The sequence below is a fragment of the Pseudomonas sp. FH1 genome (genome assembly GCF_000510895.2).
Classification (GTDB): domain Bacteria; phylum Pseudomonadota; class Gammaproteobacteria; order Pseudomonadales; family Pseudomonadaceae; genus Aquipseudomonas; species Aquipseudomonas azotoformans_A.
The window spans coordinates 1-12,367 of the sequence record NZ_AOHM01000057.1; the positions used below are offsets into that span (position 1 = coordinate 1).

The following is a 12,367-nucleotide window of genomic DNA, read 5'->3' on the forward strand; positions in this document are numbered from 1 at the left end:
GGCACCTTACCGGAGGGTGAGGTGTTGCACTCAGTTTTTGCGGCCGCCGTCAGAAACATTACTGCGCTTTAGATTCTCAATTCTTTCTTTATCTAATGAGCTTGATAAGCCTTTGGCACAAAAATTGGAATTAAAAAAGATATGACCGTTGTTATCAACTAAAACCTTCTTTGTAATTAGTTCTTTCCAAGCTCTATTAACCGCACTTTTATCAAGCTTTAAATCTTTTGCAATTGTTGACTGTTTAAGACTCACTAAATTTCCATAGTCCATCATTTTCAATATATATATAACAACTTTAAATTCGGTAGGTTTTAAATCAAGCTGTAAAAGATTTTCTGCAAAGCCGATAAAGAACTGACCCAGTATTACTTTCGGCTTATCTCGTTTTACATTTACGTTAACATTAATGTCAGATTTTTTATCACCCAATAAATCATCCACAGCTTCTAATGTTTTATCATTCAACTCTTTCTTTAAACACTCTCTTTGTAAAGCGCCGATGCGTCCATCATCATTTTCTATTTCTAAACCGTTCATTGAATCATTCATTAATGCACCTATATTATGTTTATATAAATAGAGTAGCATTTGAATTGATAAAAAGTAGATGCAAGTGAGAAATAGTTGTTTTTTTTGAGAAAACCATCTCAAAAGCTTTATTTTCTGGTGAAATAGCATTTTTAACAGTTGATTAAATCGTCAACTCTGGTTGATAAACCCGTCAACTTGCAGTTGATTAAAAAATCAACTTCGGTTGATTAGATTATCAACTTTTATTTCTTGCAAGCATTGATTTTATTGGTGTTGAGAGGTTCTTAAGATGTAAGACTTTATTAAGACCTTTAAGAGAGGGGTAATTTACTATGCAGATTGGAGATAAAAGTGCTTTAACTAAACAGTAGCATTTATTTTTAAATTCTTCTTAAATCGAAAAATTCTTAACTAGTTGTTTTCGTTTGCGGCAGATACTGCCGTTATTTACTTTGTTTTTTTGTAAAGGCAGAGAAGCAGAGAAGCATTAAAAGCTATTTTGCTATCCCTTCCTGTTGGTTCATACCTGTCTATTGACCGTCTGTAACGTCCCCTAAAGGGTCCTGACGGTCAAACTGGGCTAAACCTGCCCGGATAGTGCGCCCGCGACTATGCGTCGCTTGGGCGGGGAGCTTATCGCGTAATAGATACACATCTTATGATCTTCAAGGTAGATTCGCTACGCTATCAACCTCTCTAAACCTATGAATAATACATTTCAGCCCACTTTCACTTTCCGAAAAATTAAAAAGCTCCCACCCTAACACCAAGCCGTTTCCTGGGAAGACGGTTATTACATCCCAAATATCTACCGATGTTTTTTTGAGCTTATCTTCCTTGAACTCTAATAGCACTTCAAACAAACAGTCCAAGTTTAAATTCTCATAATCCTTTAGTTCTTCCTCATCCAAATCATCCGGGACAAGGTATTTTCCTAAAAAAACAATTTTTGCATCCCCAACGTCTAAATACTCTTCCACGGATTGATTTTGACTTAACCTAAATACAGTGCAATCCATAGCATCAGGATTATTGAGTATTGAAACTCTCGATTTTCCTCTTTCAACTTGGTCAATTTCACCTGCTTTAATAATGTCGAACCATTCATCATCGCTAATTTGATTATCCTCATCCTCCATGCCCTGTTTCATTTCCATTATTCCTCATTTTGTTCTTATTCAGATGGAGCAGAAAAATATGCTGTTAGACCAAAAAATAAAATTATTGGACCTAATACATAAGTTACTTGAACCCCAATATACGAGACCGTGCACCATATAAGAATGAAAAGCGCCAATGCCCCCAAACATATTGCTAGTGATTTTTCATATATCCACTTTTTCATAGCTAATCAACCCTCCCTTGTCTTTGCCAAAAGGTATCATTTCCCTCTTGTGTTTGGCACTGGATGTATGATTTTCGAGGTTCAGAGGTGGTGCGAAACCCTTGCCAATTGCATGAGTGTCTTATCGACTAATAGATACAGCTATATTAAATTCCCCTCTGATTAGAGGGTTTGGGGATGCAAAATTCAACTATCGGAGTTAGTCATAACCGAGCAAAAAGCTATTATTGGAAATTTCACTTAGCGGGATTTAACCATAAACCCTTCCTGCCCAGGAATTCGGGTGATAACTTGTCCTGGATTAGCCTTTGCCCAGCTCATAGCTTCTTGAAATGATGGAAAAGTTTTAGTAGCTTTATCATCAATTCTTGATTTTGAAAATCCGCCAGAGCTTCTCTGTTCTCGGCGGTAGTCTCTATTATATCCATCTATTATAGAGTCAAGATTCGCGCCAGCACCAAACGTTCTTTCAAAGTCTCCCATAACCCTCACCTATCCTTTTGCTTGACTTTCCATTTGAGCGAGTTTTTTCGCCTTGCGCTTATGTAAAAAAATACGCACTAAAGGAAGTATTATCGCCGCCAAAAAATAGTCAAAAAACAAAGAAGGATGAAAGGCATATGATGCGCTTCTATTGAAATACCATAGAATAAGGATAGAGAAAAATACTATGGCCGAACTGCATAGCACAATTGCATTATATCCATTAAAAAATCTTTTTAATAAACCCCATTCAAGAGGCTTACAGAGTATATAAAATGCCAGTATTCCACCTACAATACCGCCCATATTCTTATCCCTTAATAAATTGGCAAGTATAAACTTTGGCAGCGTAGCAGGCTTTAACTTTACTCTTTCGATTAGCGTACATCCGAACGCACTCCTTGCTTGGTGGCGATTTGCCTTATTCTCAAGCTTTTACCTAACCAGAGCAAGGTCAAAGGGATCCTTAAATCTGGTCAGTGTCTTATCGCAGAATAGATACAGCCATGCTCACAGCCACGGTAGGGATTGATGGAGCGATCGAACGGCAAGTCCGGCGAGTTATTGCGGGTGATGATGCTCTTGGCCGTCTCGATACGCACTTCGGTGCCCTGGGTCGGTGGCACTTCCTGAAACCAGCCATCGTCCTCGGCCACGCTCACCGTAGGCGCAAAGCGGTTATGCAGGTTGGTGGCCGTGCCCCGACCACGGGGCGGCAGCGGAGTAGACATGAAAGCGCCTCGATACTGTTTTTATATACAGTATCGAGGCGCAAGGGTTCTGACCAGTGCCGTTTGGCGGTCAGGCAAGCCTCAGTGCTTCTGCGTCACTTGCCCCAGGTCATCACCGGAGGTAGTGCGCATGTCGTTGTGGCGCAGGTCCTTCACATCGCTGGCCTTCACCGGCGCGCCCTGATTGCCCCAGCTGCCACGGATGAAACTGACCACATCCGCCACTTCCTGGTCCGACAACCGCCAGGCGAACGCCGGCATGGTGAAGGTCGACGGTGCCGTGTGGGTCGCCGGCAAGGTGCCGCCGTTCAACACGATGTTGATCAACGACGTGGCATCCGCCGTCTGCAACACCGGGTTGCCCGCCAGCGCCGGGAACACCCGCGTGTAGCCATGGCCATCGGTACGGTGGCAGGCCGCGCAGTTGTCGATATACACCGAGGCGCCGCGCTGGCTGTCATCGCCTTTCCACAATGCCTCGGCCACTTGCTTGTCGTACTGGTGCGGCTGATCCTTGGGATCCACCGCCGGCAGGCTCTTGAGGTAACGGGCGATAGCCGTCAGGTCATTTTCCGACATGTACTGCATGCTGTGGACGACAACGTCGCTCATGCCACCAAATACCGCGCTGCGGTCACTGCGGCCGGTCTTGAGGAACTGCACCAGTTGCTCCTCGCTCCAGCTGCCGAGGCCATCCTTGTGGTCACCGCGCAGGCTTTTGGCGATCCAACCTTCCAGCGGCGCGCTGCCGGACAAGAAGGCGTTGCCGTCAGCGGCACTCAGGGCTTTTTCCTGCATGGTCAACGCCCGTGGCGTATGGCACGCGCCGCAGTGACCAAGGCCTTCCACCAAGTAAGCACCGCGGCTGATCACAGGGTCAGCGTTAGCCGGCGCCTGGTAGTCGGCCACCTCGGGCGCAAACATCCAGCGCCACGCCGCCAACGGCCAGCGCATGCTCAGTGGCCAGGGAATATCGCTGTCCTTGTTCTCCTGGGCGACCGGTTCAACACCCTTCATGAAATACGCATACAGCGCCTGCATATCGCTTTCGCTGACACGCGCATAAGACGGGTAGGGCATCGCCGGGTAAAGCGTACTACCGCTTTTGGCGACACCATGGCGCACGGCCTTATCGAAGTCTTCGAAGCTGTAGTCGCCCAGGCCGGTCTTGTCCGGGGTGATGTTGGTGGAATAGATCACGCCGATGGGGGTTTCCATCGGCAGGCCGCCGGCGAATGGCTTACCGCCCTTGGCGGTATGGCAGGCCACGCAGTCACCCGCGCGGGCCAAGTATTCCCCCTGCTTGACCAAGTCGGTTTCAGCCGCGCTGATCGAGCAACTGCTCAATAGGGCAAACGTCGCGATAACAAGTGCTTTCATGGTCATCGCTCCTTATGCCTGAACCAGCGGGCCGGGGTTTTTCAGGTACTGCTCGCGGATGGCCCGCGCCGACCAATAGGTCAACGCCGCCACCAGCCCTGTAGGGTTGTAGCCCAAGCCTTGTGGGAAAGCGGATGCGCCTGGGACAAACACGTTGTGTACATCCCAGCACTGCAGGTAGCGATTCAACGCACTGGTTTTCGGGTCGGTGCCCATGATCGCGCCACCGTTCAAATGGGTGGTCTGGTACGACGCTGTGTTGAAGTGCTCGCCGACTTTTTTACCGAGCACGGCAATGGCCTTGGGGTTCATCGCCTCAGCGACCTTGCCCATTTTTTCGACCATGAAACGGTTCATTTTGATGTCGTTTTCCTGCCAGTCGAATGTCATCCGCAGCAACGGCTGGCCGTAGGCATCGCGGTACACCGGGTCCAGATCCAGGTAGTTACCCCGGTAGGATTGATGGGCACCGTGGGCATCCATCGACACCTGGTGAGTGTAGTAATCGGCGGTGGCACGCTTCCACGCGCTGCCCCAGGCGGGGGTGCCCGGCGGGTTGGACGTACCGGCAATCGGCCGGCTACCGGCCTGGTTGACCCACATCGGCGAACCGCCCACAAAGCCATGGGGCCCGTGGTCGAAGTTGTCGGCGTTGAAGTCATCGATGGCCACGCCATTGCCTCCCGCGCCGATGAAGTTGTTGGTGTAGGTGTCCTTGTCGAAGAACGCCTTGATGGTCGCCATGTTCTGGTAGGCGAAGTTCCTGCCCACCACGCCCTCGTTGGTGATCGGGTCGTAGGGCTTGCCGATACCGGAGAGCAGCATCAAGCGCACGTTGTGGAACTGGAACGCGCCGAGGATCACCAGGTCCGCCGGTTGCTCGCATTCCCGGCCCTGGGCGTCGATGTACGTCACACCCGTGGCCTTGCTCTTGGTGCTGTCAAGATTGACCTTGAGCACGTGGGAATTGGGCCGCAGTTCAAAATTCGGCACCTGGCGCAACGCCGGCAGGATGTTCACGTTCGGCGACGCCTTGGAGTACATGTAGCAGACGTAGCCGCTGCAAAAACCGCAGAAGTTGCACGGCCCCATCTGGGCGCCGTAGGGGTTGGTGTAAGGCCCCGACGTATTGGCTGATGGCAGGTTGTAGGGTTTGTAACCCACATCGCTAGCCGCTTTCTGAAACAGCTGTGCAGAGACGGTGTTCTTCTGCGATTCCAGCGGGAACGGGTTGGAACGGTCGGGCGCGTACGGGTTGCCGCCACGGCCTTCGCCAACCAGTTGGCCTTTCACTGTCCAGGCTTGGCCGGAAGTGCCGAAGACTTTTTCTGCGTAGTCGAAGAACGGCTCCAGCTCTTCGTAACTCACGCCGAAGTCCTGGATGGTCATGTCCTTGGGAATGAAGTTTTTACCGTAACGCTCTTCGTAATGGCTGCGCATGCGCAGCTCGATCGGATCGACCCGAAAGTGCACACCCGACCAATGCAGACCCGCACCGCCCACACCATTGCCCGGCAGGAACGCACCCAACTGACGGTTGGGCAGGGCGACATCATTCACGCTATGGCGAATGGTCACCGTCTCTTTAGAAATGTCCTGGAAGAGTTTTTTACGCACGCTGTAGGTCAATTCGTCGATGACCTGGGGATAGTTGCCGTCCGGGTAAGTGTCCTGCATCGGGCCGCGCTCCAGCGCTACCACGTTCAGGCCTGCTTCCGTCAGCTCCTTGGCCATGATAGCGCCGGTCCAGCCGAAGCCTACGATCACTGCATCGACTTTCTTCATGATGGTCGCCACGTTTATGCCCTCTCGCCGCGGATGGAAACTGCCGGGAAAGGGTATTGCTCGTTGCGTTCAACCCAGTCCATGAAGTCGGCGCGAGCGCCGGGGAAGCCGATCATGGTCCAGCCGACCATGCCTTTGTTGCCACCGTGGATCGGGTCGCAGAAGAAGCCTTCCTTGGTGTTTTGCAACAACAGGTTGAAAAACATCTTGGGCGGCACCGCCTCGAAATGCGCTGTCACCTCACCGCCGCCAGCCTCCAGACGGCGCAACATATCGTCTCGGGTAGCGCTGTCTTGCGCAGCAAAAACTTTGCCGTTGAAGGCTTTCGACCAAGCATCCGTCGCGGCAATGCCCAAACGATAGATCTCCTTGGGCACCAATTTGCTCTGCCAGCCCATCTCCGGCGGCGCATCCGCGTTGAACGGACCTTGCATGAACCACAGGGCACCGCTGGCGTATGGCGTGTTCATCTGGCGGTCAATGTATTCCGGCGCACCCGCTTCCAGGGCACCTGGGCCTTGGGCATCGGCGGGAATCAGCTGCGCGACAGCGGCGTTGATAAACGCCCATTCCTCGGCGGTGAAATACGTGGGCTCGTAGGCCTTTTCGCTGGCTTTAGGCTTGGCCGGCGCGGCCTGGGCCGGCTCAGGCGTGGCCATCAGCATCGAGCCGCCAAGGCCGGTGCTGGCAACCGTGACCACCGGGATCAAGGTCAAGGATTTGCGCAGAAAGTCACGCCGGGGGTTGTCTTGATCTTGATCAGACATGGTGGCACCTCATCATGTGGTCACGGGTTTATCAGCCGGCTTCTGGTGAGCGGCTTGGCTTTTTTCGGCAATCAATGGTTACAAATGATAGCAGGCTATGCATCGAGAGAAGCGCTTCAGCGACTAAAGACTGAGGATTCACGGTTCTTTGACGGCGTCCTCACACATCATTGACCCCCCTTGGACCAACCTGAGCGGCATTCACCTATCTCCTGCTCGGTCATGTCACCCATGCTCAAGAATCAATGGCTACCGGCCTTCGGCCTCGCGTTCATCGCGCTGTTTTCCAGTGCCTTCGTTCAAGCCGACGAGCCGATCTCCATCCGTTCCCCCGAGTGGGCACAACCAGTGGGCAGCCAATACAACCTTCACCAGATGACACCCACGCTTTATCGCAGCGCGCTACCGGACAGTAACGCAGCGCCCCTGCTGGAAAAGCTCAAGATCGGCACCGTGATCAATTTCCTGCCGGAATCCGATGCCGACTGGCTCAAATCCCCCGATATCCGCCAGGTACAGCTGACTTATCGCACCAACCATGTGGATGATTCCGACGTGCTGGCGGCGCTGAGAGCCATCCAGGAAGCCGAAACCAACGGCCCGGTGCTGATGCATTGCAAGCACGGCTCTGACCGTACCGGCCTGATGGCGGCAATGTATCGGGTGGTGATTCAGGGGTGGAGCAAGGAGGAAGCGTTGAACGAGATGACCTTGGGCGGCTTCGGCACCAGCAATGGCTTCAAAGACGGTGTTCGCTACATGATGAGGGCCGATGTCGCCAAGTTACGCCATGCGTTACTCAATGGAGAATGCAGCACCAGTGCCTTCGCCCTGTGTTCGATGAAGAGTTGGATGAACACTGCCAACACTGGCTCCTGAATTCAAACTGCGTTGCCGGGTGTAACGTCTAAAAATAACCGAACCGATTCAACCAACGATCGAGAGTGACCGGGAGCAAGCACGAGCTCGCGAAACGCACGACCCGTCTGCGGGTTGAACACACCCTCTTGCTCAAACCTTTTGAAGGCTGCACGTGCCAGCACTTCAGACCATTGGTAGGCATAAAATCCGCTTTCATATCCCGACACCATGTGGCTGAAGCCATTGGCGTAACGCACAGCGTCCAGCGCCGGAAGGTGCCCGACTTCACGGTTGGCACTCGCGAATATCTGCTCAATAGTGCGGCCATCGCCTTGAGTGCGGTGCACTTCGATATCAAACAACGCCATGGTCAATGACTCTGCACGCGCCCAAGAGGTCTGGGTGTTGGCATACGCCACTTGCTGCCGGGCTAACGTCTCAGGCAAATTCGCGCTCGTTTCGTGATGACTGGAAAGCCAGACAAGGCATTCAGGTGAATCACACCAGCGTTCAAAGAATTGACCGCAAAATTCCGCACTGTCCATACCCACATCATCGACGCCCATTTTGGTGCGATAGCCTAAGCCCATCATCATGTGCTGGAAGCAGTGACCGAACTCATGAAAAAGGATCTTGAGCTGCCGATGCCCGAGCAAACAAGGCTCATCAGGAGCCCCTTCAAACTGGCTAAAGAGCACGACCATCGGTTGCACTCTGCGACTTTCAGCCGTAGTCCAGCGGTTTCTCAACGATAATGCGTAGGGGAAGTCTGCGGCATTTTGCCGATAGGGTACGAAATAGATCTGACCCAGCACTTCACCCTGATCCAGTAGCTGAAAGAGGCGAACCCCGGGTGCCCAGGAGTCGAAGCCATACAGTTCGATAATTTGGATGTCGAACAGACGCCCCACTAGCGCAAACAACCGAGATAAGGTGGTATCGAGGGGAAAATAGACGCGCAGTTCCTCTTCGGCAATACCACTGGTTCTTTGCCGAATGATTTGCGCCAGAAAGGCGTGGTCCCAGGGTTGCAGGTCTGCCAGCCCAAGCTCTTGACCCAATGCCGTGATCGCCTGCTTGTCATGGGCGAAGACTGTGCGTGATACCGAAATCTGGTCACGAATAAAAGCCAGCACTTGATCATCGGTATCCAAAATTTGGAATTCGAGTGCCAATTGAACAAAGTTGGTGTAACCCAATAGCTTGGCTTTTTGATTACGGCTGACCATCAGCCTCTGCAACAACGGACCATTGTCGAACTGCCCGGCGTGCGGACCCAGGTCAGAAGCACGCGTGTTGTAGGCGGTGAAAATCTCCTCTCGCAATATTCGATTCTGCGCGTAAGCCATGCAGTCGCGGTAACTCTCCTCATTCAATGTCATCAGCCAACCTTGCAGGTTAACCGCACGGGCATTGCGTGCCATACGCGCTTTGAGCGCCGAAGAAAGTCCCTGCAGCACTGATTCATCGGTGATGTGCTTGCGCCACGCGCTGTTGGCCTGTTCCAACCGAGTCAGGAACGATTGCTGGAGACCGGCAATTTCACGGTCGAGCGTCGCCAGTCTTTTTTGCGCAGCGGGCTCCAACTCGATACCCGCTAGCCGAAACCTACTCAGGGTGCGCCTCAGCAAACTCTGACGGGACGCATCGAACAGAGCTGCTGGTGAGCTCTCAACCAACATTTTGTAGCAGTCGAACAGCCCACGATGACTCGTCAGTTCTCTCACGAACTCTACGGCCCGAAAAGTGGCTTGCGCGCTGGCTTCCATCCACTGCTGATCGGTGTTTACGCTGTCGAGGAGGGAGATCACAACTAACACCTCGTCGATACGAGAGGTAACGGCTTCCATCGCCAGCACCAGATCATCCCAGTTTGGATAGTGCCGCTGGCTGGCGGTGATGCGGGCGACTTCGTTGCGACTGTGCAGCACGATCGCATCGACAGCTGGCACGAGGTGTTCGGCACGAATAGCCGAGAAAGGCGGCAGGTGATAATCCTGCAACAAGGGATTGGGGTCGGGCATGGTGCTTCCTTGAAGACAACAACAGGGAGTTGTCATCCTGGAACACGCCACAGCAGAGAAGGGTGTAAATGCTTAACGCTCTTCGCCCTGAAGTTTTTGTTTCAGGGCGAAGACATCAACGTTGTCAGTCTTTTTTCAGCTTCGGATTAGGAAAGAACTGCACCGCCTGCACCTTGGGGTCCGCTGGGGCTTTCAACGCAGACGTATTCACCCGCGTGCCCAATTCCTTGGGCACCGACAGCCCCTGGTCATTCAGCGTGTCGGTATAGCCGCAAGCCACGCACTCGCGATGGGGCACGTTGTCTTCGGTCCACATCTTCAACTTGTCCGGCTCGCTGCACGCCGGGCAGACCGCCCCGGCGATAAATTGCTTTTTGGTGATCACAGGCCCTTCACTCATGCTGCCGCGTCCTCACTCAGGCCGCTGTGGCGCAAGAGTGCGTCAATCGACGGCGCACGTCCGCGGAAGTCGACGAACAGCACCATCGGTTCCTGGGAACCGCCACGCGCCAGGATCGCCTCGCGGAAGGCGCGGCCGGTCTCAGCGTTGAGTACGCCCTCTTCTTCAAACTTGGAGAAGGCATCCGCCGACAACACTTCAGCCCACTTGTAGCTGTAGTAACCCGCCGCATAACCGCCAGCGAAAATGTGCGCGAAGCTGTTGGGGAAGCGGTTGTAGGCCGGCGGACGCATCACCGACACCTCATCGCGCACGCCTTCGAGCACCTGGGCCACGCTGCGGCCATCACCGTGGGTGGCATGCAGTTCGAAGTCGAACAGCGAAAACTCCAGCTGACGCACCATCATCAAGCCGGATTGGAAGTTTTTGGCGGCGAGCATTTTTTCCAGCAAGTCCTGGGGCAGTGGTTCGCCGCTCTCGTAGTGACCGGAGATCAACGCCAGGCCTTCCGGCTCCCAGCACCAGTTCTCCATGAACTGGCTCGGCAACTCCACCGCATCCCAGGCCACGCCGTTGATGCCGGATACGCCAGCATGTTCAACACGGGTCAGCAGGTGATGCAGGCCGTGGCCGAATTCGTGGAACAGGGTAGTGACTTCATCGTGGGTCAGCAGGGCAGGCTTGCCGCGGTCGGCCGGGGTGAAGTTGCACACCAGATTGGCCACCGGGCTTTGCAGTACGCCGTCGATTTTGCGGCGACGGTCGCGCGCGCCGTCCATCCAGGCGCCGCCACGCTTGTTGGCGCGGGCGTACAAGTCGAAGAAGAAACGGCCGACGTGCTGGCCGTTTTCCTTGATTTCAAACAGGCGGACATCCGGGTGCCAGGTGTCGAAGCCTTTTTGCTCGGCGATCTCGATGCCATACAGGCGTTGCACGATGGCAAACAGGCCGCTCAACACTTTGTCGATCGGGAAGTAGGCGCGTAGGGCTTCCTGGGACACGCTGTAGCGTTGCTCGCGGAGTTTTTCGCCGTAGAAACCGCTGTCCCAGCTTTGCAGGTCGGCGCAGCCTTGTTCGGCGGCGTAGGCCTTGAGCTGCTGCAGGTCCTGGGCGGCAAACGGCTTGCTGCGCTTGGCCAGGTCGCGCAGGAAGCTCAGCACCTGGTCGCTGGACTCGGCCATTTTGGTGGCCAGGCTCAATTCGGAGAACGACGCATAACCCAGCAGCTTGGCCAGCTCCTGACGCAGGTCGAGGATCTGTTCCATCACCGGGCCGTTATCGTTCTGACCGGCATTCGGGCCTTGGTCCGACGCACGGGTGCAGTAGGCCGCGTAGACTTCTTCACGCAGGGCGCGGTCTTGGGCGTAGGTCATCACCGCGTAGTAGCTTGGGAATTCCAGGGTGATCAACCAGCCGTCGAGGCTTTTGGCCTGGGCGGCGGCGGCCATTTGCGCCTTGGCCGAATCGGTCAGGCCGGCGAGGGTGGCTTCGTCGGTGACGTGTTTGGTCCAGGCCTGGGTGGCATCCAGCAATTGGTTGGAAAATTTGCTGCCCAGCTCGGATAGCTTGCTCTGCACTTCGGCGTAGCGTTTTTGCTGCTCCGGCGGCAGATCGATACCCGACAGACGGAAGTCACGCAGGGAGTGTTCCAGGATGGTTTTTTGCGCCACGTCGAAACCGGCGGCTTCCGGGCTGTTGGCCAGGGCTTCGAAGGCCTGGAACAGTGCACGGTTCTGGCCCATCTCGGTAGAGTAGGCGCTCAACGCCGGCAGGCAGCCTTCGTAGGCTTCGCGCAGTTCGGCGCTGTTGCACACGGCGTTGAGGTGGCTGACCGGGCTCCAGGCGGCGCCCAGGCGGTCATTCAGTTCGTCCATGGCCAGGACCAGACCGGCCCACGTCGGATTTTTCCCCTGACTTTGCAGGATGCCTTCGATGGCGACACGGTTGTCGGCGAGGATCTGTTCGATGGCCGGCTGGACGTGCTCGGCACGGATCGCCGAGAACGGCGGCAGGTCGTAGGACTGCAGAAGCGGGTTGTTCGCGCTCACGGTTGGCAC

At 54.0% G+C, this 12,367-nt stretch carries 11 protein-coding genes and 1 pseudogene; 1 reads left to right on the top strand and 11 read right to left on the bottom strand.

The features are described from left to right. Positions 1 to 30: 30 nt before the first annotated feature. The 8 genes and pseudogenes from H096_RS17530 to H096_RS17555 form a co-directional block, all read right to left on the bottom strand. Entirely contained in the window at positions 31 to 552 is a 522-nt protein-coding gene (locus H096_RS17530; RefSeq protein WP_162240122.1) for a helix-turn-helix domain-containing protein, read from the bottom strand. 647 nt (positions 553 to 1,199) lie between these two features. Continuing rightward, positions 1,200 to 1,691 carry a hypothetical protein gene (locus H096_RS17535; RefSeq protein WP_051422093.1) on the bottom strand — a complete coding sequence of 164 codons (492 nt, stop codon included), beginning with the start codon at positions 1,689 to 1,691 and terminating at the stop codon, positions 1,200 to 1,202. Between the two features lie 428 nt (positions 1,692 to 2,119). Next, entirely contained in the window at positions 2,120 to 2,362 is a 243-nt protein-coding gene (locus tag H096_RS33965) for a hypothetical protein (protein WP_156717497.1), read from the bottom strand. A 9-nt stretch (positions 2,363 to 2,371) separates the two neighbouring features. Next, the gene (locus H096_RS33970) at positions 2,372 to 2,668 is read right to left on the bottom strand and encodes a hypothetical protein (RefSeq protein WP_156717498.1); all 297 of its coding nucleotides are present in this window, start codon (positions 2,666 to 2,668) and stop codon (positions 2,372 to 2,374) included. A gap of 188 nt (positions 2,669 to 2,856) precedes the next feature. Further along, a pseudogene (locus H096_RS17540) lies at positions 2,857 to 3,093 on the bottom strand (radical SAM protein); the annotation flags it as partial. An 81-nt stretch (positions 3,094 to 3,174) separates the two neighbouring features. Then, positions 3,175 to 4,473 carry a cytochrome c gene (locus H096_RS17545; RefSeq protein WP_033900401.1) on the bottom strand — a complete coding sequence of 433 codons (1,299 nt, stop codon included), beginning with the start codon at positions 4,471 to 4,473 and terminating at the stop codon, positions 3,175 to 3,177. Positions 4,474 to 4,485: 12 nt separating this feature from the next. Further along, positions 4,486 to 6,270 (bottom strand): GMC family oxidoreductase, encoded by a 1,785-nt coding sequence (locus tag H096_RS17550; protein ID WP_033900403.1) that lies wholly within the window; start codon positions 6,268 to 6,270, stop codon positions 4,486 to 4,488. Between the two features lie 2 nt (positions 6,271 to 6,272). Further along, on the bottom strand, positions 6,273 to 7,025 hold the full coding sequence (locus tag H096_RS17555) for a gluconate 2-dehydrogenase subunit 3 family protein (RefSeq protein ID WP_033900409.1): 753 nt from the start codon (positions 7,023 to 7,025) through the stop codon (positions 6,273 to 6,275). Between the two features lie 231 nt (positions 7,026 to 7,256). Here H096_RS17555 and H096_RS17560 point away from each other — a divergent pair, with 231 nt between their 5' ends. Beyond that, positions 7,257 to 7,904 (top strand): tyrosine-protein phosphatase, encoded by a 648-nt coding sequence (locus tag H096_RS17560; protein WP_033900504.1) that lies wholly within the window; start codon positions 7,257 to 7,259, stop codon positions 7,902 to 7,904. 2 nt (positions 7,905 to 7,906) lie between these two features. On the opposite strand, the gene H096_RS17565 is transcribed toward H096_RS17560, so the two are convergent. The 3 genes from H096_RS17565 to prlC form a co-directional block, all read right to left on the bottom strand. Then, entirely contained in the window at positions 7,907 to 9,910 is a 2,004-nt protein-coding gene (locus H096_RS17565) for a M3 family metallopeptidase (protein ID WP_033900411.1), read from the bottom strand. Between the two features lie 124 nt (positions 9,911 to 10,034). Then, a complete protein-coding gene (locus tag H096_RS17570; protein WP_010207776.1) occupies positions 10,035 to 10,310 on the bottom strand; it encodes a YheV family putative zinc ribbon protein in 276 nt (91 codons plus the stop codon). Beyond that, on the bottom strand, positions 10,307 to 12,358 hold the full coding sequence (gene prlC / locus H096_RS17575) for an oligopeptidase A (RefSeq protein WP_033900413.1): 2,052 nt from the start codon (positions 12,356 to 12,358) through the stop codon (positions 10,307 to 10,309). Before prlC ends, H096_RS17570 begins: the two co-directional genes overlap by 4 nt. Between the last annotated feature and the right edge of the window lie 9 nt (positions 12,359 to 12,367).

What these genes read in the sequence shown, in the direction of transcription:
- H096_RS17560 (WP_033900504.1), top strand. Translation starts at nt 7,257, where the DNA reads ATGCTCAAGAATCAATGGCTACCGGCCTTCGGCCTCGCGTTCATCGCG.
- H096_RS17565 (WP_033900411.1), bottom strand. Translation starts at nt 9,910, where the DNA reads ATGCCCGACCCCAATCCCTTGTTGCAGGATTATCACCTGCCGCCTTTC.
- H096_RS17570 (WP_010207776.1), bottom strand. Translation starts at nt 10,310, where the DNA reads ATGAGTGAAGGGCCTGTGATCACCAAAAAGCAATTTATCGCCGGGGCG.
- H096_RS17530 (WP_162240122.1), bottom strand. Translation starts at nt 552, where the DNA reads ATGAATGATTCAATGAACGGTTTAGAAATAGAAAATGATGATGGACGC.
- H096_RS17535 (WP_051422093.1), bottom strand. Translation starts at nt 1,691, where the DNA reads ATGGAAATGAAACAGGGCATGGAGGATGAGGATAATCAAATTAGCGAT.
- H096_RS33970 (WP_156717498.1), bottom strand. Translation starts at nt 2,668, where the DNA reads ATGGGCGGTATTGTAGGTGGAATACTGGCATTTTATATACTCTGTAAG.
- H096_RS17555 (WP_033900409.1), bottom strand. Translation starts at nt 7,025, where the DNA reads ATGTCTGATCAAGATCAAGACAACCCCCGGCGTGACTTTCTGCGCAAA.
- H096_RS17545 (WP_033900401.1), bottom strand. Translation starts at nt 4,473, where the DNA reads ATGAAAGCACTTGTTATCGCGACGTTTGCCCTATTGAGCAGTTGCTCG.
- H096_RS33965 (WP_156717497.1), bottom strand. Translation starts at nt 2,362, where the DNA reads ATGGGAGACTTTGAAAGAACGTTTGGTGCTGGCGCGAATCTTGACTCT.